At 37.4% G+C, this 22,765-nt stretch carries 23 protein-coding genes and 1 pseudogene; 9 read left to right on the forward strand and 15 right to left on the reverse strand.

What is annotated here, in order from left to right; all coding sequences use genetic code 11:
* Positions 1-12: 12 nt before the first annotated feature.
* Positions 13-357, forward strand: coding sequence for a hypothetical protein (locus P3L56_RS00880; RefSeq protein ID WP_042843316.1), 345 nt, complete (start codon positions 13-15; stop codon positions 355-357).
* 47 nt (positions 358-404) lie between these two features.
* Here P3L56_RS00880 and ytfE read toward each other — a convergent pair whose 3' ends face one another.
* Together ytfE and norV are read right to left on the reverse strand one after the other, a co-directional pair.
* The gene (ytfE, locus tag P3L56_RS00885; RefSeq protein WP_042843317.1) at positions 405-1,067 is read right to left on the reverse strand and encodes an iron-sulfur cluster repair protein YtfE; all 663 of its coding nucleotides are present in this window, start codon (positions 1,065-1,067) and stop codon (positions 405-407) included.
* 62 nt (positions 1,068-1,129) lie between these two features.
* A pseudogene (norV, locus tag P3L56_RS00890) lies at positions 1,130-2,323 on the reverse strand (anaerobic nitric oxide reductase flavorubredoxin); the annotation flags it as partial.
* Positions 2,324-2,502: 179 nt separating this feature from the next.
* Between norV and norR the strand changes: the two are divergent.
* Positions 2,503-4,017, forward strand: a complete 1,515-nt coding sequence (gene norR, locus P3L56_RS00895) for a nitric oxide reductase transcriptional regulator NorR (protein ID WP_198861056.1) — start codon at positions 2,503-2,505, stop codon at positions 4,015-4,017.
* Between the two features lie 22 nt (positions 4,018-4,039).
* On the opposite strand, the gene P3L56_RS00900 is transcribed toward norR, so the two are convergent.
* Complete coding sequence (locus P3L56_RS00900; protein ID WP_071547578.1) at positions 4,040-4,678, reverse strand: TetR/AcrR family transcriptional regulator C-terminal domain-containing protein; 639 nt, start codon at positions 4,676-4,678, stop codon at positions 4,040-4,042.
* A gap of 140 nt (positions 4,679-4,818) precedes the next feature.
* Between P3L56_RS00900 and P3L56_RS00905 the strand changes: the two genes are divergently transcribed.
* Both P3L56_RS00905 and P3L56_RS00910 read left to right on the forward strand, forming a co-directional pair.
* Positions 4,819-5,901 (forward strand): HlyD family secretion protein, encoded by a 1,083-nt coding sequence (locus P3L56_RS00905; protein WP_198861057.1) that lies wholly within the window; start codon positions 4,819-4,821, stop codon positions 5,899-5,901.
* Between the two features lies 1 nt (position 5,902).
* Positions 5,903-7,417, forward strand: a complete 1,515-nt coding sequence (locus P3L56_RS00910; protein WP_042843325.1) for an MFS transporter — start codon at positions 5,903-5,905, stop codon at positions 7,415-7,417.
* Between the two features lie 13 nt (positions 7,418-7,430).
* On the opposite strand, the gene P3L56_RS00915 is transcribed toward P3L56_RS00910, so the two are convergent.
* Positions 7,431-9,260 (reverse strand): FUSC family protein, encoded by a 1,830-nt coding sequence (locus P3L56_RS00915; RefSeq protein WP_129466896.1) that lies wholly within the window; start codon positions 9,258-9,260, stop codon positions 7,431-7,433.
* A 109-nt stretch (positions 9,261-9,369) separates the two neighbouring features.
* On the opposite strand from P3L56_RS00915, the gene P3L56_RS00920 reads away from it, so the two are divergent.
* Positions 9,370-9,831, forward strand: a complete 462-nt coding sequence (locus tag P3L56_RS00920) for a MarR family winged helix-turn-helix transcriptional regulator (RefSeq protein WP_042843327.1) — start codon at positions 9,370-9,372, stop codon at positions 9,829-9,831.
* 60 nt (positions 9,832-9,891) lie between these two features.
* Here the strand turns inward: P3L56_RS00920 and P3L56_RS00925 are convergent, their stop codons facing one another.
* From P3L56_RS00925 to P3L56_RS00975, 11 genes are all read right to left on the reverse strand, one after another.
* Positions 9,892-10,476 (reverse strand): hypothetical protein, encoded by a 585-nt coding sequence (locus P3L56_RS00925; RefSeq protein ID WP_198861058.1) that lies wholly within the window; start codon positions 10,474-10,476, stop codon positions 9,892-9,894.
* Between the two features lie 122 nt (positions 10,477-10,598).
* On the reverse strand, positions 10,599-11,228 hold the full coding sequence (locus P3L56_RS00930; RefSeq protein WP_166685475.1) for a LysM peptidoglycan-binding domain-containing protein: 630 nt from the start codon (positions 11,226-11,228) through the stop codon (positions 10,599-10,601).
* Between the two features lie 205 nt (positions 11,229-11,433).
* Complete coding sequence (locus P3L56_RS00935; RefSeq protein ID WP_272686186.1) at positions 11,434-11,865, reverse strand: hypothetical protein; 432 nt, start codon at positions 11,863-11,865, stop codon at positions 11,434-11,436.
* 14 nt (positions 11,866-11,879) lie between these two features.
* Positions 11,880-12,308 carry a transcriptional regulator gene (locus P3L56_RS00940; protein ID WP_129466901.1) on the reverse strand — a complete coding sequence of 143 codons (429 nt, stop codon included), beginning with the start codon at positions 12,306-12,308 and terminating at the stop codon, positions 11,880-11,882.
* A 303-nt stretch (positions 12,309-12,611) separates the two neighbouring features.
* Entirely contained in the window at positions 12,612-13,097 is a 486-nt protein-coding gene (locus P3L56_RS00945) for a hypothetical protein (protein ID WP_129466902.1), read from the reverse strand.
* Complete coding sequence (locus P3L56_RS00950) at positions 13,078-13,728, reverse strand: hypothetical protein (RefSeq protein ID WP_129466903.1); 651 nt, start codon at positions 13,726-13,728, stop codon at positions 13,078-13,080. The genes P3L56_RS00945 and P3L56_RS00950 overlap by 20 nt, the downstream gene beginning before the upstream one ends.
* Positions 13,706-14,278: a hypothetical protein gene (locus tag P3L56_RS00955; protein ID WP_071548810.1), complete on the reverse strand. Its 573-nt coding sequence runs from the start codon at positions 14,276-14,278 to the stop codon at positions 13,706-13,708. The genes P3L56_RS00950 and P3L56_RS00955 overlap by 23 nt, the downstream gene beginning before the upstream one ends.
* Positions 14,262-15,011 (reverse strand): type III secretion system inner membrane ring lipoprotein SctJ, encoded by a 750-nt coding sequence (sctJ, locus tag P3L56_RS00960; RefSeq protein ID WP_129466904.1) that lies wholly within the window; start codon positions 15,009-15,011, stop codon positions 14,262-14,264. Before sctJ ends, P3L56_RS00955 begins: the two co-directional genes overlap by 17 nt.
* A 3-nt stretch (positions 15,012-15,014) precedes the next feature.
* A complete protein-coding gene (gene sctI, locus P3L56_RS00965; protein ID WP_164975530.1) occupies positions 15,015-15,311 on the reverse strand; it encodes a type III secretion system inner rod subunit SctI in 297 nt (98 codons plus the stop codon).
* A gap of 56 nt (positions 15,312-15,367) precedes the next feature.
* Positions 15,368-15,691, reverse strand: a complete 324-nt coding sequence (locus tag P3L56_RS00970) for an EscF/YscF/HrpA family type III secretion system needle major subunit (protein WP_129466905.1) — start codon at positions 15,689-15,691, stop codon at positions 15,368-15,370.
* Positions 15,692-15,716: 25 nt separating this feature from the next.
* Positions 15,717-16,895, reverse strand: coding sequence for a PrgH/EprH family type III secretion apparatus protein (locus P3L56_RS00975; protein ID WP_129466906.1), 1,179 nt, complete (start codon positions 16,893-16,895; stop codon positions 15,717-15,719).
* A gap of 194 nt (positions 16,896-17,089) precedes the next feature.
* Here P3L56_RS00975 and P3L56_RS00980 point away from each other — a divergent pair, with 194 nt between their 5' ends.
* From P3L56_RS00980 to P3L56_RS00995, 4 genes are read left to right on the forward strand one after another with little or no spacing between them, the layout of a single operon-like run.
* On the forward strand, positions 17,090-17,869 hold the full coding sequence (locus P3L56_RS00980; protein WP_042843339.1) for an AraC family transcriptional regulator: 780 nt from the start codon (positions 17,090-17,092) through the stop codon (positions 17,867-17,869).
* Positions 17,859-19,556, forward strand: coding sequence for a type III secretion system outer membrane ring subunit SctC (gene sctC / locus P3L56_RS00985; RefSeq protein WP_166687011.1), 1,698 nt, complete (start codon positions 17,859-17,861; stop codon positions 19,554-19,556). Before P3L56_RS00980 ends, sctC begins: the two co-directional genes overlap by 11 nt.
* Complete coding sequence (sctW, locus tag P3L56_RS00990; protein WP_048605520.1) at positions 19,547-20,638, forward strand: type III secretion system gatekeeper subunit SctW; 1,092 nt, start codon at positions 19,547-19,549, stop codon at positions 20,636-20,638. The genes sctC and sctW overlap by 10 nt, the downstream gene beginning before the upstream one ends.
* 21 nt (positions 20,639-20,659) lie before the next feature.
* Positions 20,660-22,726, forward strand: a complete 2,067-nt coding sequence (locus P3L56_RS00995; protein WP_042843342.1) for an EscV/YscV/HrcV family type III secretion system export apparatus protein — start codon at positions 20,660-20,662, stop codon at positions 22,724-22,726.
* Positions 22,727-22,765 lie beyond the last annotated feature (39 nt).

The following is a 22,765-nucleotide window of genomic DNA, read 5'->3' on the forward strand; positions in this document are numbered from 1 at the left end:
TGGATATTATCTATGTTAAAACAATATCGATTTACTGCGAAAAAAATTGATTTCTTATTACCGAGTATTAACCACGCCTCAGAAAAACAAAGTACTATTTATATTTATGCTACGGGCTATTTTGATAATGACGAGGAAATAAAAAAAATCAAATTAGATCTCACTGATTTGGCCGTAAACTCAGCACCATTTACGGCTTTGCTCGCCTTTGTTTTTGGTTCAAAAGGGGTTGATGCCAAAACGGGCTTTGTTCCTCCAACTGAACTCGTTTTCACTTGTACAGAAAATAAATGGAATAAAAATACCTATGATATCGTTTCGTTAGCGATTGAATCTGAGGGGCTTTGGCCGTCGTAAAACCATCGCTACTCACTGCTGAGTAGCGATATGCTATGACGATAATTTTAATTTCCAGCTAATGCTCTAGGGAATAATAAATTATTTTCTAAATTAATATGGTTCATTAAATCATCGATTAGTTCATTAATACCATTATATAAAACGCGCCAAGTCGTACAGGCTTCTGGTGGTGGCGTTACATTATGAGTAATGCTTTTGATCGCTTCTAATAAATCGCCAGCGTCATCATGTTCTTGCTCCATAACACTAATGGGGCCAGCTGCATTTTGCCCTAATCCATTTTTGATCATTGGAAATAAAATACGTTCTTCTTTCATCATATGACTTGCAAGCTCTTCAAGTAGAGCTTCTAAGTATTTGGATAACCCATTGGGTACCGTGGGTTTGTTGGCATGAACTCGTTCTACTTTTTGCGCTTGTAATATGAGCTCGGGTAACTGTTCTCTATGCCTGTTATGATAACGAACAACAATGAAATCAATAATTTCACTAAGTGGTGCTTCTCGCCAATCTTTTTCTAATGTCTCTGTAGATAATTCAGCTAATTGGTTTTCTAACAGCTCAATATCTAAATTTAACTTTTCCGCGGAACGGCTTAGCGTTTGCTTTCCACCACAACAAAAATCCATATTATATTGGCGAAAAAATGATGAGGCTCTTGGAATAGATAACGCCAATTGTCCGAGTGTTTTATCTCTTAATTGCATGTTGGGGTCCTTTAAAAATAATACAGCCTTGAGGTTGTTATTGTGAGTCGGTTTTAAGCTGGCAGCGCCCATTGACGAGCAATATCTCGTCCATATGCACGGCAGTCATCTAACGTTTTTGTATCTGGTTTCCATTTGGCTTTTAAAGACAAGGCGGTATTAAAGCCAGCATCCATTAAACGAGTTTGCACGCGGTCAACAGCGCCGCCATTCCACCCAAAACTACCAAAAGCCGCGGCCTTTTTATTTAAGAAACGTAAACCCGTAAGTTCCTCTAGCATTCCTGCAATTTTAGGCATCATGACATTATTCATCGTTGAGGTACCGACTAGTGTACCTTTAGACCTAAATACATGAGTAATAATGTCATTTTTATCACTGCGAGCGACATTGAATATTTTAACTGCAACGTTCGGATCTGCTTCATTGATGCCTTGGGCAATTGCATCTGCCATTAAACGCGTATTATTAGACATCGTATCGTAGAAAATAGTAATGCGATCTTCTTGGTAGTCCGCAGCCCATTTTAAATATAATTCAATAATTTGTGTTGGGTTATCGCGCCATACAACACCATGAGAGGTTGCAATCATATCGACGGGTAGGTTAAAGCCTAAAATTTCGTTCACTTTTGGTGTGACAAGACGGCTAAATGGCGTCAGGATATTGGCGTAATAACGCTGACATTGTTCAAAAAGTTCATTTTGGTCAACTTCATCATTAAACAAGCGTTCATCACAATAATGCTGTCCGAAAGCATCGTTACTAAAAAGTACTGCATCTTCAGTAAGATAAGTCATCATGCTATCTGGCCAATGCAGCATTGGCGTTTCAATAAAAATTAATTGCTTATTATTGCCAATATCGAGGGTGTCACCGGTTTTAACAATTTGGAAATTCCACTCTGGGTGATGATGGTGACCATTGATTGAGTCTATGGCATTGGCGGTACAGTAGATAGGAGTGCGAGGGATATAGCTCATCAGTTCAGTCAATGCACCCGCATGGTCTTCCTCTGCATGGTTAATCACAATATAATCAATCGTGTTTAAATCTATTTGTGCACGGAGATTACGAACAAATTCACGGCTAAATTTATGGTCGACGGTATCAATGAGTACATTTTTTCCTTCACAAATCAAATAGCTATTATAGCTGCTTCCCTTTAGTGTTTTGTATTCAGTTCCATGAAAGTCTCGTACTTCCCAATCACGTTGCCCAACCCATTGAATATTATTTTTTACATGAATAGCCATCTTAATTTTCCCTATATTTTCGATATATAGAGATACATAATCAATATTCATGCCAATAATATAATTTATTGATTTTATGCGTTTTTTGTATTTTGAGAATTAAATGTAGGTCATAATGACTATACTTAGAGTTGTCATTATGACTATAATCTTAGTCAAATTGACTATAAGGATGCATGATGGGGTTTTCCGTAGAGGCCTTGGCAAAAATCGCAATAGAGTTACAAAGTGGCATCGAGCATTCAGACCGCTTTCAGCGCCTGATCACCACATTAAGGCAATCACTAAAATGTGACGCCTGTGCTTTGTTGCGTTATGAATCGGGTCAATTTATTCCGTTGGCTATTGATGGGTTAATGCCTGATGTTTTAGGGCGGCGGTTTTTATTAGACGCTCACCCACGCCTTGAAGCCATTGCAAGGGCTGGAGATGTCGTACGTTTTCCTGCCGACAGCCAACTTCCAGACCCCTACGATGGACTAATACCGCATCATCAACACCTTAAAGTTCATGCTTGTGTCGGCTTACCTTTGTATGCAGGGCAAAATTTAATTGGTGCGTTGACGTTAGATGGTATGGAGCCAGACCAATTCGATGCATTTAGTGATGAAGCGTTAAGATTGGTTAGCGCACTAACCGCAGGAGCATTAAATAATGCATTGCTGATTGAACAGCTTGAAAAGCAAAATATACTCCCCAGCCAGCCCGCTTTATTTAAACCGACAGGTCAGACTGAAATTATTGGTTTATCAATCCGTATGCAACAGTTGAAGAAAGAAATTGAGATTGTTGCGACCTCTGAATTAAATGTTTTAGTGGGGGGAGAAACCGGAACAGGCAAAGAACTCGTTGTAAAATCCATCCATGAAAAATCCCTTCGTGCTGACCATCCATTAATTTATTTAAATTGTGCGGCATTACCAGAAAGTGTTGCAGAAAGTGAATTATTTGGGCATGTAAAGGGGGCTTTTACGGGGGCAATTACCCACCGCAGGGGCAAATTTGAAATGGCCGATAATGGCACTCTATTCTTAGATGAAATTGGTGAATTGTCACCATCATTGCAAGCTAAATTACTGCGAGTTTTACAATATGGTGATATACAAAGAGTGGGGGATGACGGTAGTTTACGGGTAAATGTGCGTGTATTAGCTGCAACGAACAGAGATTTACGTGAAGAAGTTTTGGCAGGAAGGTTCCGTGCAGATTTATTTCATCGTTTAAGTGTATTCCCATTATTTGTGCCGCCTCTAAAAGAGCGCGGCGAAGATATTATGTTATTAGCAGGCTATTTTTGTGAACAGTATCGGCTGCGATTTGGGTTGTCTAGTGTGGTATTGAGTGCGCCATTGCAGCAGTATTTACTTAACTATTCATGGCCGGGCAATGTCCGTGAACTAGAGCATGCGATACATCGTGCGATAGTTTTGACTCGTGCATCAAGTGAGACTGGCGATATTATTTTACAGCCACAACATTTCACATTTGATTACCATGACCATGAATTAACAACTACGGCTCCATTAGCAATTCCAACGATAAAAAATTTACGCGATGCGACAGATGATTTTCAGCGCAAACTGATCACACAGGTATTAGAGCAAAACCATCAAAACTGGTCTGCTTGTGCAAGGGAGCTCTCTTTAGATATTGCCAACTTACACCGATTAGCAAAACGACTAGGCCTTAAATAAGCTCTAGAATACTGAGAGTTTGTTAGCCTTTGGTGCTTATTTTCTCTAACCCATTGATAATAAGATTTAGCCCATCAATAAATCGCTGGTCGTAGTTGTTAGAAAATAGCATTTCTTTTGCTTCCCATGTGTAGGGGAATTTGTCTTGCGACAACTGATTAAACTCAGACTCTTTATTAATTAAATCGCTATCAGCAGAAAAAATAGCGGCTTGCTGTTCAATACAGCAACCTAAAATAAAATAGAAAACAGTCATGGTGCTGCTAGCGGCTTGATTGGCAGAAACCCCTGATTGCACAAATGTTTTAATCAACGCGTTATTAATGCGTAATACGTTATCGGAAATAACATAGGTTCCAGCAAAAACACGGGCGCCGTCTCGATGTTGTAATAATGCATCTCTTAGTTGAGATGTGAGCGTAATCAGATTCGCTTTCCAATCTTGTTTATATTGAAAATTAATCGCCACTGTCGCGACAATGTGATCAGCCATTCCTTCAAGCAAGGCTTGTTTATTACTGAAATGCCAATATAACGAAGCTGCCTTAATACCTATGGCATCGGCAAGTTTTCGCATGGTTAACCCTTCAATCCCCTCAGTTTCAAGCAGTGTTAAGGCTGTTTCAAGTACCTGTAAACGTGTGATTTTTGGCGTTCTCATAAATAATTCTCATTTTGTTCTTTATTATCTAACAATGTTAGTTTAACATATTTTATAAACCTAACAATGTTAGATTATCAATATTATTCATCCAGTCGGCAATGCTTAACATACTGTTAGGCTGCATTGAGGTTAATAAAATGACGACAAATGAATCTAAAACATTATCAAAAAGAATCATTTCCTTAACACCGTGGCTTAGTGTGTTATGCATTGGTTTTTTGATCTTTTTTGCAACCTTGAATTGGGACCAATGGCAGGGAACTAAACGTTACCAAGAATCAAATAATGCTTATATTAAAGCAGATTCAGCTATCTTAAAGTCGCGTATGACAGGGTATATTTCTCGTATTTTAGTTGATGATTATCAATTGGTTAAGCGTGGTGACGTTATCGCAGAAATTAATAATCAAGAAGAGCATTTCAAGCAGCAAATAGCGCAAGCTAATTACCAAAAGGCTCAACAAAATCTCAGCAATCTAGCGGATGAAATTAAAGAGCAAGACCTGACTGTTCAAATGTTATTTAGCCGTTACCAAGCCGCGAGTATTGAAGTTCAGCAAATGAAGCGGAGCCCATTGCTACGTAAAGCATTAATTAAAAGTGGCGCAATTACCCAACAAAATTATTTGGATGCCAATTCAGATCTACAACGCTTAATGAAATTAGAACAAGCAGCGAAAGCGGAATGGGAACAAGCCAAACAATCGTTACATATATTAAGCCAGCAAGAATCAATACGGGTCGCAGAACGGGATATTACCTTTGCGAATTTAAAACAAGCGGAGACTCAAACTTCTTATGCCACTATTACCGCTCCATTTGATGGGCAATTAAATAAAGTTAAATTGAATATTGGTAGCCTTGTTACACCCGGTACAGAGATTGTTACTGTCACACCTAATAAGCAGCCTTATATCATTGCAAACTTAAAAGAGACACAACTGAAAAATGTCTATGCGGGGCAAGCGGTATCTATCATGGTTGATGCTTTTCCAGATTCCACTTTTAAAGGTGTTGTGCGCGATATTGGAGCGCAAAGCAGTGGGGAATCCGCATTAATTCCCGCGGATAACAGTAGTGGGAATTTTACTAAGGTTGTTCAACGTATACCGGTTTATATTAGTTTTTTATCTGAACAAAATCATTTAGATAGGTTGCGTCCAGGTATGTCAGTAGTTGTGGATATTGATACACAAAGTATGGCTAGAAAAGGTAAATAAGATGTTCTTAAGCTTATTTCACGGTGCAAAGGAAACAAAACCTTTATTAGCTGTAGTTTCTGTTTTTCTTGGCGCTATTTTATCGACATTATTTACTCGTATGTTTTCCCTTTCATTAGGTGATTTACGGGGGGTTTTTGCGCTTGGTGTTCAGGAGGGAAGTTGGTTAAACATTGCTTTAAATGCAGCTCAATTAACCAGTATGACATTAACCCCTTGGTTTATGGTTATTTTAGGCGCTGAAAGGATATTGATGGCAACAAGTGCTATTTTACTGGGTGTTTTTGTTGTTTTTCCTATTATTGGAGGAAATTATGGGTTTACAGAATTACTAGTTATTCATTTTATTATTGGTTTGAGCTTAGGTGTTTATTTGCCAATGACAATTTCTTTAGCACTAAGAAATTTACAACCTAATGTCTGGTTGATTGTCATGGCTGCTTACAGCTTAAGGGTTTCTTTAGGAATGGATGCGGGGGTTGGTGTTTCTGGGTCATTTATTGAGGTTATTGGCTGGCAGTGGCTGTATTGGGGATGCGCATTGTTTGCTGCAATGATATGCATATTCGCATGGAAAGGATTACCGCTAAGTGAAATAAATTATGGGCTTTTTGAGAAAACAGATTGGGGAGGAATGCTCCTTAAAATTCTAAGTTTGGTTTTATTATATATAGGTGTTGTACAAGGTGAGATGTTGGGTTGGGGGGATTCCGGCTTTATTATTTCTTGTCTTATCGGGAGTGCTTCACTGTTTACTATTTTTATCGTGAGAGCATTATATTTTGAGCAGACCTTTGCTCATCCCAATTGGTTAGCTAATCGAAATTTGTGTATTTGTTTTATTATTTCTTGTTTGTACGGTTTCTTAATGTTGACTAATTCCCTATTTATTCCTTCATTTTTATCGTCTGTGGGGGGGTTAAAACCATTCCAAATTGGTGAAGTCACGAATATTGCGTTTATCGCTTATTTAATTTTTAGCCCAATTGCCGTTTGGTTTGCTAAGCGGGTTGATGGCCGATTACTAATGACGCTTGGTGTTGTATTAATGGGTTATAGTTGCCTGCTCGGTATGCAAATTGATTACCAATGGCGTATACATGAATTTATTCCGTTAATGATCATACAATCCGTTGGTGAATGTTTAGTATTAATCGGGTTAATCTCGTTATTTGTCGTGAATATGCAACCGCAATTTGCGCTGCATTTAGGTGCTTATGTTTCAATTGCAAGAGTACTAATGCCCGGGCTTGCTGGGGCATTAATGAATACGTATTTACGTATTTCTTTTGATGAGCATTTTGGCCATAAAACTGCGTTTATTCAAACAGGTGAACAAATGCTAAGTACTGAAAATAATACTATGTCTATAGTATCGTTAATTAATCGAGAATCATATGTTGGCTCGTTTATTGATGGATTTAGTCTTATTTTCGTCATTGCTATCATCGTACTTGTACTGATTTGTTTTTTAAAACCTAGCCCAGAGAATCATATTGTCCCTTTTAGTCGCTAATCTCTAACCTCCTTCAGGGGGAGAGAAAACAATGCATTGAGTTTTTCTTGATTAAGTATTCTTTCAATTGTTCAAGTTCTTTAATCGGCTTATTTTGGTTTTGTAACCGATTAATAAGTTGGTTTAGCTTATTAGGTTCTAAGTGATTTTGCTGTATTCGTTTTTCAAGGACAAGTAATGCACGTTTCTTGGATGGAGAATGGGCAAATTTTTTGTTAAGGATAAATAAATTTAGCCAAATACCATGGTTGATTTCAAAAAAATGTATTGTAGAGGTAAAAGGTTGTTTATTTTTCCTTGCTAGTAATAACCCGCTAAGTAAGCGATGCATTATCTGGGTTGTTGATGGTTTGTTGCCTTTTAATAGCAAATTTATCCCTTGCTTAAATTGCTGTTCTGAGAGATGAATTAATTGCTGGTAACGTTTTTTAGGGTTGGTTGGGAAAATCCAAGCAAAAGCCGCCATCGCGACGAGCGGGCCGGATACCACTGCGATAGCATTACCCACATTTTGCGCAAATGTGAGGGGAAATGGGTAGCTAGGTTGTAGTAAAATCAGCGAAACCATGATGTAGTCAAATGCGATCAGAATTAATTTATTGTGTGAATAAATCACAACGCCACTGATGATTACTGGGATGATTAACAATGTCATCTGCCATGATGATGAGGCGAAAGGCCATAAACACCAAGTGCAAATTAATGCGACAATCGCGCCAAAAAATTGCCCGGTAAAGATGTATTTCATAAACTTTGCTGGGTAATCGATAGAAGCAAACAGTGCTAACATTACGGAAAGACCGAGTGTGAGATAGGCTAAAGCTTGCCATTGTGTCCATAGCCACAAAACCCCCACGGCACCTATGGTAACAAAGGAACGCGTAAAAGCATGCCAAGCAGAAATCTTATTTTGATGAAGTTTTAGCGGGTCATTTTGATTCGTGCGTTTGATTGATTTACCTAACATTGCGTAGTAAAGGGGGATTAGCAGTGTTTTGAGCGCACCATTCGGGCACAAAGATAAAATATGTTTCCATTGGGTATCCGTGGGCTCCTGTGATGGGAAATAGAAAGATGGCATGGATTGAAATTGTTCTAAGTGTAGCAATATCTGGCTTTGGGAAATAAGTTTTTGCCGTGCTTTGGCGACCTGTTTACGGTGATAACGCCAGCCAATACGGTTAGCTTCTAAAATATCTTCATAGCTCACCATTGCCTGCCACAGTTGTTCAATATCCTGTTGTTTGATAGGCTTTTTTTCCTCGATCACTTGGTGCATAACTTGATAAAACTGCGTATCAATTTGGTTTTTAAGGGTAATCACAGGTTCTTGTTCACGTTTTGGGGTAAACAAAAAATTGAATACCACCGCTGAAAGCACTCCGACAAGGATTGTCCACAATCTATCCCAAGCTACCATAAACAAGTCATCGGTGCTGTGAACACTGAGCATACTGACCATCACCGCAGAGTAACCTGCCAAAAAGGTACCATAGGCCACGAAGCCTTTTTGTAGTTGGCCTATGCCACTACATGCACCTAACCACATAGCTAATCCTACGATAAACAATAAGGGGTTGATGAGATGTAGTTGAATTAATACCACCCCAGCTAATACGCCTATCACGGTTCCCGCGAAACGCCACCAACTTTTTTCCAGTAGGTTTTCACGCCAAGGTTGTGCTGAGGCCCAGACGGTCATAGCGGCCCATTGTGGGTGAACAAGTTGTAAATATTGTGCAATAAAAAGGGCGGCAATCGATGCGCAAGCGGTAATGATAGCAAAACGAAAGCGCATAGGGTTAAACCCTAAGCGAAGCAGTAAATTTGTATTATGTGGCATAGATTATCGATAAATTTGGCGTGTTAAATGGGTTAGTAGTTGATAAAATCAACCAATTGCGGTGTGATTATCGACTAATTAGTTGATAAAATCAACTAAAGAGGGTTTTATGCGTACAGAACAGGCTCGGGTATTTGGGGTGATCAGTCGAGCGGCTCACCATTATATGAAATGGATGGGGGAGCCTTATGGGCTCAATGCGATTGAATGTTTGATGATTTTACATGTTCATCAATATGATGCCTCTACACTAGAACAAATTTCGAAAGCGATGGTGGTGGATAAATCGGTAACAACGCGAGGGATCGGTAAGTTTTTAGACAAAGGCTGGATAGTGAAAACCAATAGCCAAACTGATAAACGGGCTTACCATATATCGTTGACGCCACTTGGTCACACTATCGTGGGTGAATTGAATGATAAGTTAGATAAGTGGAATGACTACTTAGCCGCTGATCTATCTGAACTGGAAGCGCAGCAATTATTTGCTTCCTTGGAGAGCCTAGCTAAGCGTGCGGTTGAAAGTTCAGCAGATGATTTTCCTTTGATATGCGAAGGGAAAACACAGTGAGACTCAATAAAAAGCCAGTTGAGTTTAGCAACTGGCTTAGTGATTAAATCAAGTTGTTATTTAAATACTAGGTTTATGAGGATATCGGTTTCCTCCTTCCCAATAAAATTCTATTTCGTTAACAGTTGCTGATTTATCACCAAATTTCAAATGAGTTTTTAGATTCCCCGTTCCATACTCACTGCGTAAACAATTACTTAGTACAGAGTACTTTCTCTCGATACTATTGAATTTATATCGTCCTGACGTGGTAAATTCAAAATAGTTCTGAAAATCAACATTATCTGCACTATTTTTGACGTGTTCAACGGTATGGTTAATACGCAGTGGCGTCAGTAATTTTTTACTGCCTATATCCAGTTTAGTGATTGGCTGGATCATAAAATGTCGCGGGTTTCTAAAGATATCCAAATTCGCTTTACATTTATTATTGCTATCATCTTTATTAACTTCAAATTTATAGTCGGGCTTTATGATGCTGTATTTGCCATTTTTTTCATCAATAATTTGACCGACGGCTGCAACGACTTGAGGGGCTAACGATTTGACGTGATCGAAGCCATTCTTGCTATTCACATTGAAAGGTAAAGGTTTTTTCTCTCCCGCAAAACCAGTGATAACATCAGTGAATGACAGGTGGATCACATCACTTTTTTGATATTGTAGAATGATATTATTATTTCGGTTAACAAAATCGTAGCGACTGCCAACTAATGAACGAAGCTTACTAACAGCTTCTGAGTCAATATGTTGTTTTCACGTTTTTCCTAAATAATAGTTAATGTTGAGGCCAATGCGTGAATCTTGCTGAGTGAAAAATCCTTGTCTGCCTCGAGCCGAACTTGAGCGTTGCCAGTTCGATTTAGCCATTGTTGAATAGAATCACTTGCTGTTGACATCGCCATATTGCGAGCTAGCTTTTCGGCTGAATCTACACTGGGTTTATTTGAGAGAAATTTACCCGCTTGAGTGGTGAATTGAGCGAACTTCATTTCTTCGGGGGTTGGCGTTGCTGCCGGTTGGGGCTGTTTTATATCATCCCACTGGATTGTTGGGAGGGGAGCCATGGGGATATCTAATTCATCACCCGGCTTTAATTGTTCAAATGAATGGGCGAAGGTACTGAATTGATTCAATTTCCTTAGTGAATTCACGGACATATTATAGTGTTTAGCGATGGTCGCCGTGCTTTCTCCCTCTTTTAAAACATAGGGTTGGGTTTGACGGTAGTTTAGAGAGGCGGTGTTTGGCAACCATTTAACGTTATTGTTATTTGAACTACTCGCCATAATTGGGGTGAAGGTACAGGCCAAAGGAAAATTAATTTGGCTAATAATATTTAGCCAAGTTATTATTTTGTAATGTTTAGGAATAGGGTCCCGTGCTCCGGTTTTCATCAAATAGCTCCGAATAGAATAAATTAAGAATATGTTTATGGTGTATTTCAATGGAAATACCTAGCTCCATCCTTGGGGCTAAAATAAACGTCATAGAGTGATAATTAATTTATTTTATGGTTTTATTTGAGCGGTTATTTCATTAATGATATTGTTTTTTGTATAAACTCGTCACGGAATTTTAATTGAATTATTATTTATATACTTATTTTGTTGATGATACTGAAAGTGTGATTTTTTCTGACAAACTCCTAGGTAATTCTGTTACTTTATTGTTCATCAAGATTAACTCACCATTTTTTTCAACTCGGATGCTAATGCCTAAATTTGGAGCATTATTAACAAGCTCCTCAAGTAAATCGAGTTTGAAACTAATGACCTTGCTAGCTTCATTGGTGTGTAGTTGATAGTTTAATAAACTCTCTTTTGGTGATGCTAATGTATCTATTGGGCTGATAGATAGAGTAATTTCTGAATTTTCAGGAATGATTGACTGTGAATAAATCTCCCCTTGTAATTGGTGGTCTGTGTTGCTTAGAAAGTTTTTAGGAAAATAGCTACAGCCTAACAATGTGCTAATAAATAATATAGGTAACAAAGACTTATATGCTTTTCTTAATGCTTTAATAATTAGCATGATAATAACTCAACTTATTGGAATGAACGGACAAAGATTTTCTGGAAGAAACATTTAATATAAGAATATAATGTGTTTCCTAAATTGTATTTTGATAAAATAGGCATCTCTGATTTTTCCCCAGTATATAAAATGCCAATTCTAGGTAAGGTCATAATCAAATTTTCGTCTAAATCAACCTTTTTAAAAGATTGGCGTAACTGCCTAACTAGCTTGTAATAGCTACTTTCAGTCACAATAGTTCCTCTTTTCTCCCAAATTTCATACATAACTTCTCTCTTGTTGCTTGTCTTAGTTAATAATATTTTTAATAAACAAGACTCGTTTTCGGTAAGATTAGCGGATATTTTCCCTCGTGAAAGGGTTCTTTTTAATGGGTCATAAACGACTTGTTCAGCTAATAAGACCGTTGGCTCGATTTCATTGTAATCAACACTACTCATACATTTTTCCATAATTAATAAACTGATAATAAGTCATATCTACCCTAACTGGCGATAATATATGCTTCAATATAAAAAAATGATGTTACATAAAAATAAGGTCGTTTTTTTATATTAAGACATATTATGACAACAGGGTAAATTTAAGGCATTTATGGTGGGTATATATATCAAAAAAATAGTGATATTTTTTATTTTTTTGTTGGGCGAGTTCAGGTCGTATGTTTTTTATTAAAAATTAAGACGAAATTTATTAATGATTGATAATACCCCCAACAATTGAAATTGATGGGGGCGGTAAAATTAAATGATCTCAACATCATCCTCATCATCAGTTTCTAATTTTATCTGACCAATATTACGGTTGAGTTGTTCTGATATAGGTGCACTCATCAGGCTGATTGAGATATAACGCTTTAAAGCTTTATTAAATCGGTCATTAAGTGACGGGACTTTTTCATCTGGGCGTGATGAAAGGGCTTGAGAAGCTCCAGCAATAAACTCTTCTTTTTCATTTTTACTTAAGTGGATCATGGTCTTAAAAAAGTAGGCAAAGAACTCTTTCTCGCTATCTTTTTGTTCTAATTGATTAATGAAAAGATCAATTTTCATTTTTGTCTCCGATGACATGGGGATAGCCGTAGTTTTTTTATCATTTAAAGTAGATGAAGAGGTTGGGTTGGACGCCGCTGTCATTTTTTGTTGAATGTCTTGCTTCGATGACAAAGTAAGTTCTGGCGTTAACGTCAACAGTGGTGATGAGTTTAGATTATTTACTAATAGAGTCATGTTCGCCTCGATGAATGTTCAATAATGTAATTAGCGCTTGATACGCTTTTTTCCGTTTTTCTATAATTTGGCAGCGGTTAGCGACAGAAAAAATTTGCGGTAACGTATTTTTGGCAGCAATTGATGGCGAAAAATAACAAATTTTATTATCTACCTCTAATGCAATGGTTGTGCTACTTGTATTTGTTTGAACTTGTATTCCAGAATGCTGCTCTTTCAAAAAGGGTTGCATATCAGCGGGAAGGTGTAGGTTTATATTACAAGGGTTTTCCTGTTGATGAAGAAAATAATCTGCCACAATATCCTTTATGCGTGGGTCACTAAACAATTTAACGAGTAACGTTTCAAGTTGTTCTGCACTTTGGCTAAGTCGTTTTTGTAATGCGATTTCGCTGTTATTAAGGCTTTCAATGAAATCGGCAAGTAATTGTTTAGCACCATCATTATAACCTTGCTGATAAGCGGTTTGGTATATGCTTTCTTTTTCACTTACTGCCTGCTGGTAGTAATCATTTGCCTTAGATTGAGCATATTGAATTACATTTTTTTGGTATTGAGAGGCACTTAAAGCTCGTTTTTTAATTAACACTCTTTCTTGTGAAGTCTCTTTAACTGATGGCGGTATTTTCATTGTTTTTGTTTCTATTAATATAATGGCATATTTCTTCAATGATATTCCAAGGCAACATTGTTTCTCTATGTGCTGGGATCATTTGTTGAATTTCACGATTAAACATATACTTAGCACGTAGGATATAAGCGCTGCCAAAAGGGGCTAAACTCGATAAAACCTTTGCAGCACCTAATGCAATTAATGCGGTAGGTGCATTATTGTTTAATATATCTTGGGCATTTAATGGCCTGCGGAAATATCGGCGTAATGTTTCACTATTTGGTAATTTCCTTGATTGTTGCTGAGACTCAGTTTGCATTACCCCTCCAATGTGCACTGCCACAATGGGTAATTGCTTCCAGTGTATGGATAGTACGTTAGGCAATAAGGGAGTACGAGGGTTTGCGCTGGGTAATGCGTATTGTTCTATCAGTTTGTGGTTATGCTGCTCCTGTAATAAAACAGGTAATTGATGATAAAAATCACCATTAAATTCCGAGTGGAAATAGCTACCAGGTGCAAGAAAAATATCTTGCTGTTGAATAAGGAGTTTATTTAGTCTCTGCATTGGGCGCATTCTCAACCATTTTTATGGGGGCTTTTTTATTTGCTTGGCGCTTCCAGATAAAAACTAATAAGCCAAACAATAAAACGATAATGCTAATAATGGCACCCAGAATGATTGGGTTAATTAAACCTGTCGGTTCTGATTTAATTTGGTATTGCAATGGTGGTCGGTTAACAATCACCACAGAAACATTATCGTAAGTGGTTTCTGCAAAGCTACTGTTTAAAAACAGTTTGATCTTATTCATCATCATCTTGGGGTCTTCATTCCCTGAATATGTCACCAGACTTGATATTTTTTGTACTTGTTTAGCCGAACCATTGCCATTTAATGGGTAGCTGACATGTACTCTGGCATTGACGACTTGTGGAATAGACAGTAATGATTGTTCAAGGCGTTGTTCAATCAAAGAAAGTAAACGTGTTCGCTCTGCTTGCGGAGAAGCGACCAGTGAATCACCAGGAAAGGCTTGGATAATTTCGACTGGGTCTTTTGATGGCAAGTTATACTGGCGCAATAAGTCGACAGCAATCACGAAGTTGTCGGGGGAAACTCGAATGGAGTCTCCCGTTTTATTATCGTGTTTACGGTGAGCTTCAACGCCATGCTCCTGCAAAATCGCTAGCACCTCGTTGCTTTGCCGTTGGCTTAAGTTACTGAGTAGTAATTGGTTATCACACCCCAGTAATAAACCTACAAAGCTAATTAACAGTAGTTTCTTTAAAATATTCATGGCTTATTGTGCTTTTAATACCGTATCAATCGCGGAAACACTTTTATGTGTTAGTGTACTCACCATACTCATGGCTAAATTGTAATTACCGACTTGATTTTGAATTTCAAGTAATTTAGCTGGGTTACTGACATCTGTATTATTGGCTTGATTAATTAAATTGGCTTTTTCATTACTAGCTGCTGCAGTATATTCTGCAAATAATTGTTTTACTTTGTCTTCAAATGAACCTATCGGTACTGCTGTTTTAATATCATCGGTAATATTAGGTAATGTAGAAAGTGATATTGGGGTAATCATAAATTTATCCTATAGAAAATAAGGGTGCTATATATAACAGCTCCCTTATAGGCTTATTAAACGTTACGGATGATTGCTTGAGCGGCGTCTTTAATCGATTTCATGACGTTGCTTTGTAATTGACGTGCCATATTATAGTTACCACTTAATGCGGTAATCTGACCTAGTACTAATGGATTGTCTACTTCAAGTGTGGAATTATTAAGCATAGCATGTAATTCGTCTGCGATCGCTTTTGTTCTTGTACTGATACCAGCGGAAGCACGGTACATCATCCCATATTTACTTCGTATAGAGTCGATGGTTTCGAAGGTTGATGCGTCCCATTCTCCTGTAGTTGAACCTGTAGTTGAACCTGTAGTTGAACCAGTAGTTGGCATAATAACTTCCTCTTTTTTGTTAATATTAAAATCTATTTGAATTGAATAACCAATGGTTGTTACCTAATAAAATATAACCATTGGATTTTGTGATAAAAGACTTGCCTGTTAATTCATTATTGGCTAATGAAATAGAAAATTGAATTTGTCTTTCTCCCCATTGTTGATAAAACGAACTTACGAAAGTTATTAATGAAGTAGTTTGTTTGTCATTTAAACTATCTTTAATAACGAAGATTGTTTTGTTATTTTCGGTTATTTTATGCCATTGAACATTACTTTCTGTTAATCCTAGTTCGGATTTTTTTATTAATTCATCAATGTTTGAAGTTTTAAATTCACTTTTACTATAACATTGAAAATAACTTGAGAATGTTTGGTTGATAAACTCTATTTCTTTACTTGATATTTTTTCTTTTAATAGTTTTATAGTAGGGTTGCATGGGTTATCAATATTTATTTTTAACAAGTTAGGAATGAATTCTGCTAGTTTATTCTCTATTTCATATTCAACATAACTGATTTTATTTATTTTAAATTGATTGCGATACTTAGATTTTAATAGACGTTGCATGCTCCAATCTAAATCCCTTTGAGTTTTAACTAAAACCAGGATTTCATCTTTTTTGCCTTCAGTGACCACGACTGGGTAATGGTTTCCATTAATCAACTCTTCAATAGCGTGTCTTTTTTTCTCTACTATTGTTTTTGTTGTTTCGGAATTATAGGGAATAGACATGAAACCGATAAATGCCAGTGTGATTATTGATATACCGATTATTATTTTGCTGGCGTATGGCGATTTTTTAAATTTATGCCTCATTTTTTCTGTTTTAATAGTACTGTCTGGAATAGTTTCCTCCATAAGAGGGAGCTCCCAAGGTGTATCGATACGTTTAATCGCAAAAGGAAATAGCTCTTTTAAAACAGTCTCATGCAGATTGATTGGGATGATTTTACTTTGATTTTTAGTATGAAGGTCAATCGCGATCTGGTCTTCATAGGAAATGATTGAGAAGGTAAAAGCTTCCTGATGGCTGGGTATCGAGTAACTCGTGAACCCTTCATCAGAAATATTAGTTTTGTAATCATTATCCTCACCAATAATAATCAAGTTAGCATCTAAATTTATTATTATTTCCTGATCGCACATTTCACCACTGGCGATCCTCATAATGTAAGTGCGGTTATTTATGTCTGTCATACATGTAATCTCAATAAAATTATTTAAACGTATTAAACAGTGAAAATATTATTCAGTCAGCTGAATAGATCTTATTCATTTACACTAAGGGGTGAGGAGGCAAAGTATGAAGTATTCTGCTTTATTCCTTTGTGTTTTGTGCGAGCATCCCGCACCCTGATTCTAAATATTAATCAATAGAAAGGGCTTATATAATGCTAAAGAAAGACATTGCTGCATTATTGAAACATGGGGATCTCTGTTTTTCTTTGCAGGATAAACTGATTTTGGCAGTTCCCTCTGAGGGAGCAGCGACTTTTTGTTATAAATCTCCATATTCAAACTTAAATATTCAATTTGAAAAAAACGCTATATTTATCGCCAATGATGCAGTGTTGAGTACTAATAACAACCCAAACTGGGATATTTACTCAATAGAGTTATCAGAGTTAGTTGAAATTCTTGCTGTTATTGATACTGCAACAAAGCAATCTTTCCTTTCTAAGAAAGCGAAATGTGGTTCTAGTAATGAAATAGTACAAGAATATATTCCATTGGATGAAGAGTTTTTTACAACCATATCAGTTAAAAATGTTGTCATCGATTTAGTCATTAGAGAGCAACCTGAATTTGAGTTTTGGTGCAATATATTGCGTAAATATGAAGCCTACGGAATGATGCGATTTATTCTTTCTGCAGCGCAGAGTGATAAAAATGCCAATATTAATCAGCTTTGTGCTCGTTATGGAGTTTCAGCCTCTTATTTTAGACAGCTTTATCGAGAAAACTTTAATAAAACAGCGAAGCGAAAGATTATGAGTGTTCGCATGGCAAACGCTATTTTGCAATTAATTGAAAGTGAAAGCTCAATTTTGGATGTGGGATTAGAAGCGGGTTACTGCTCTGCCTCACACTTCACCAATGATCTTAAAAAAGAGTTGGGACTTACCCCTTCAGAAATAAGACATCTTGGAGACAATTTATATGAGCAGTAACAAAAGAGGAGTGGTATTACTGGCACTCCTTTTATTATCGATGAGTGGTTATTCAGCTCAGTCTGAAGTTTTTGTTGCACAACCTGTAGCTCAAGAAAAAAACCATGACACATTTGTTGCAAATAATATTGCTGTTGGCAAAGTTTTTGAGGCGGTCGCTGAGCAATTAAACAAGCCTATTATTTTAAGTAAATTAGCGGCACAGAAAAAAGTAACGGGCAATTTTAATCTAGCCAATGCGGATGAGATGTTTAAAGCATTAACTCGCCGTATTGCATTAGTGTGGTATGACGATGGTGCCAGTATTTATGTTTACGATAATAGTGAAATGCGCAGTACGATTATACCGACTCATGGTGTTAGTAGTGGGCAGGTTCTCAATTATATTCAACGTAATGGCATTTATGATGAACGCTTTCCTGTTCGTTCTCAAGGAGGTGATAGCTTATTGTTTGTTTCGGGGCCGCCTTTATATGTTGAGCTAATTAAGGCTGCGGCACTGTATTTAGATAAGCAGATTCAACAAGAAGAACAAGTGGGCAGTGAGGTTGTGGTTATCTCTTTAAAACATGCCTCAGTTACTGACCGAAGCTATACATCGCGCGGCCAAAGTACAACGGTACCTGGCATGTTAACGGTCATTTCAGCTTTATTTAAAGATAACGGAAACACCGTTGAAGAAACGATTAATGTTCAGCCAGCCAAATTGAACTCAGTAGAAGATTCAATTGATGAATTATTAGATGCTCCTATTGGTGAAAGTGTTCCATCACAGAAACAAGTGATAGTGAAAAGCTCGTCAGGGAGAAATGTACTCTCGCTGGTGGCGCACTCTGATAGCAATAGTTTGATTGTCAAAGGTAGCCAAGAACAAATTAACTATGTTAGGCAACTGGTTAGGACCTTAGATACTCGTCGTCGACAAGTCGAATTATCTTTGTGGATTATTGACATAACACGATCAGAGTTAGACAACTTGGGGGTGAATTGGGAAGTTGGCACCTTTAAAGCGGGTCGAGGGGCTGTCGCATTTAACCGTAGCACACTATCAAATAGCCAAGATTTTTTATTACAGATTGATGCATTAAGTAAAAAGGGAAATGGGCATATTGTGTCACGTCCTGTTTTATTGACTCAAGAAAACATTCCTGCTTTATTCGATAACAACACCAGTTTTTACGCTAAGTTACAAGGTGAGCGCATTGCGACATTAGAGCAAGTGACTTACGGAACCATGATCAGTGTGATGCCTCGTATTTCTGCGGGTCATCAGGTCGAAATGGAAGTTAACATTGAAGACGGTGCACAAAGTCATGGAAGTGATGGTAAAGCTTCAAGTGTTGAGGGGTTGCCATCGATTAACCGCACGACCATTAATACTGTTGCTCGTATCGCGAAAGACAGCAGTTTACTTATCGGTGGTTATACGCGTGAACAATATATTGAAAATGAAAGCAAAATTCCTGGACTAGGCGATATTCCTTTTGTTGGCGGCTTATTTAGTAGCTCGTCAGTTAATCAGCAAAAAATGGTAAGGTTGTTTTTGATCCAACCGCGTTTATTAGATGAAAACGAAGCTTGGGATGGGCGTCAGTTTTCAGAAAAAACGCGTATTACACAGCACAATAGTCAGTTGCATGGCACGGTACAATTTCTCCAACAGTATATGAGCGAGTCATGGCAATAACGCCACTGAACTATAGCAACCGTTTTTCGGTTGGTACGCAAGATAAAAGCAGGGCGTCAGCGAAGAGTAATACTGACGACAGTGACGAGGTAACCCGAGGGTTAGGGGTCATTGACAGCAGCAGCGAATATGCCTCAATGGCCATGTTAGCGGCAAGCCATATTCGCAGAGGAAGTTCTCGTAAAGACCCTGAAGAAGAATGGATGCGCTTTGCTGAGCGTATTTTAGATAGCAATGCAGATGGAAAAATTACCCAAATTGAGGCTCTGCTAAATAAGCAGTTAATGAATCCTCGGCAATTACGCACTTTATTATTGCAATTTTTTCCAGATCCTAGTGATTTATTAATGGCGCTTGCTTCATTAATTCATCGAAAAAAGTTTAAAAATGAGCAAATAGCATATCTCGAAACACTTTATGAGCAATTATTGAATGAAGAAAATGCGCGTAGTGCACAAGCTGGCGCTAACGTGGCATTACTTGCCAAGGCATTTGCTCAAAAATTGAAACAAAGCGCAGGGAACTTGCGTAGTGTTTACCGTGAATTCATTGGTTATGACGGCCCTGTCGTATATTTATATGAACAATGGGTTGAAGTCATGGAACTCCAAGAGCGGGAAAATATGATGCGTTATTTGGCTCGAGCCTTAGCGTGTGATCTACAAGCATTGCCGCTTGGTGATGTGAATATCAGTGAATTTGGTAATTTTTTTATTCGAGTTGGTCGTTTACGTGAACTGCAATCTCTTGATTGCATCTTTAGCCAGAAAATTTTTCAAGCGGATTTTTTTCGTTATCAAATAGATAACCAAAAATTGGTGTTAGAGAAATCCCTCAGCCAAATATTTATTAGCGGTATTCGTGGGCTAGCTGATTTTGAAGAGCAAATTGTCATATTTGTGAATAAAGAATTACGGTTCATGCACACAGAGACGCGAGCAAGGTTTTTGCAATTAGTATTTTTGGCCTTTTCTACTATTCCGATTTCGGTATTTCCTATATTGGAATCAAGGGATGAAATATTGGAACATTTAAAAAAACAAATGAATGACATTGTGGCACAAGAAATTATCAAAAAATAAAAATAGGAAATAAATAACTCTATGAAAAGCATAACTGGATTTTTATTACAAATCCGCCAACGGCCAGAGTTAATGGTATTGGTTATTATGGTGATGGTAATTGCGATGTTAATTATTCCATTACCTACAATATTGGTCGATTTATTAATTGGCTTAAATATTATGATTTCAGTCCTCATTTTTATGAGTTCTTTCTATATTACACGGGTACTGAATTTTCAATCATTTCCATCCATATTATTAATAAGTACATTATTTAGATTGGCGCTATCAATTAGTACTAGTCGTTTGATTCTATTAGAGGCGGATGCTGGGGATATTATTGCCACGTTTGGTGAGTTTGTTATTCAAGATAACTTAGTCGTTGGGATGGTGGTTTTTGCCATTGTGACTATCGTACAATTTATCGTTATTACCAAAGGTTCTGAACGTATTGCTGAAGTTGCCGCTCGCTTTTCTTTGGATGCGATGCCTGGTAAACAAATGAGTATTGATGCAGATTTACGTGCAGGTGTTATCGATGAGGCAACCGTTAAAGAGAAACGAGGCGATTTAGAAAAAGAAAGCCAGTTATTTGGTTCATTCGATGGTGCAATGAAGTTTATTAAAGGGGATGCTATCGCCGGTATTGTTATCATTTTTGTAAACTTAATTGGTGGTATCTCTGTTGGGACAGCCCAGCAAGGTATGGATGTATCAACGGCCTTAAATACTTTTTCATTATTAACGATAGGTGATGGTTTAGTTGCACAAATTCCAGCGCTGCTGATCTCTATTAGTGCGGGCTTTATTGTCACTCGTGTAGGGGGCAATGATAAAAACTTAGGGGAAAACATTGTCTCTGAGCTATTTGCCAACAATTTTACTATTTTAATTACTGGTTTAATTGTATTTTTCATGGGCTTTTTGCCGGGCTTCCCGACGAGTATATTTTTACTTCTCTCTGCTCTTCTTTTTGGGTTGTTTGGTGTTCGTCATTACAAAAACCGTAAGAAGAAAACTCATGAGACCCAACAAGAAAGTCAGTGTGTTAATCCTGAAGTGACCGAAGGGGAAACTCAGCGTGCAAATCAAGAATTTGAGGAAGAATATATTCCTGAAACACTACCCATTATTATTTCTGTTAATCAGGATTATAAAACGCATTTAGAAGAACATCGTTTTCTAACGCGAATGAAAAAAGATGTGTTTATTCGTTATGGGTATCGTATTCCTGATATTGCGATTAATTACTCTCCTATTGTACCCGAAAATAAAATTGTGGTTTTAATTAATGAAGTTAAAGCGGGTGAATACGATATTTATTTTCATGGTCATCGCCTATTAACACAAACGGATGAGTTGGAGCATCTTGGAATCGAATTAACCAAGTACACTGATGAATATGGTGTTACGAGCCATTGGGTTGCGGACCAAGAGAAACAAAGCATTGAACAACTAGGGTTATATAGCCGTGATGATATTACGGAAATGATTGATTGTGTTAGTACCTTGATGCTGCGTCATATTAATGAATTTTTTGGTATCCAAGAAACTAAAAACCTACTTGACGACCTTGAGAGAAAATACCCTGAACTACTGAAAGAGTGTTATCGCCATGTAACAGTACAGAAGGTTACAGAGGTTTTCCAGCGTTTATTGATGGAAAAAATATCAGTACGGAACATGAAGCTCATTATTGAAAATTTGGTGCAATGGGTACCTAAAGAAAAAGATAGTTTGATGTTAGTTGAGCATATTCGCAGTGGTATGGCGCGTTATATCTCTTCGCGTTTTGCCGTCGAGGGGCGTTTAAATGTATTAATGGTCAATTCAGTGACTGAAGACACGATCCGCCAAGGAATTCGCCAATCATCTGGAGGGGTGTATTTACACCTTGAACCAGAAACCAGTAATGCGTTGATTCAAGCAGCTGAGCTAGCGTTAGAAAATAGCTACTTGTCTGTTAGAGATATCAGCATGTTAGTGCCAGTTGATATTCGCCGTTTTGTTAAAAAAATCCTAGAGGCTCGATTCCCTGAATTGGAAGTGCTCTCTTTCAATGAAGTTTCTGAGACCGTAAAAGTTAACGTTATTAATACAATATAACCAATAGCAATTACCGATAGTAAAACATTATCAAATAAA

The sequence above is a fragment of the Providencia sp. PROV024 genome (genome assembly GCF_032709665.1).
GTDB classification, from domain to species: Bacteria; Pseudomonadota; Gammaproteobacteria; order Enterobacterales; family Enterobacteriaceae; genus Providencia; species Providencia huashanensis.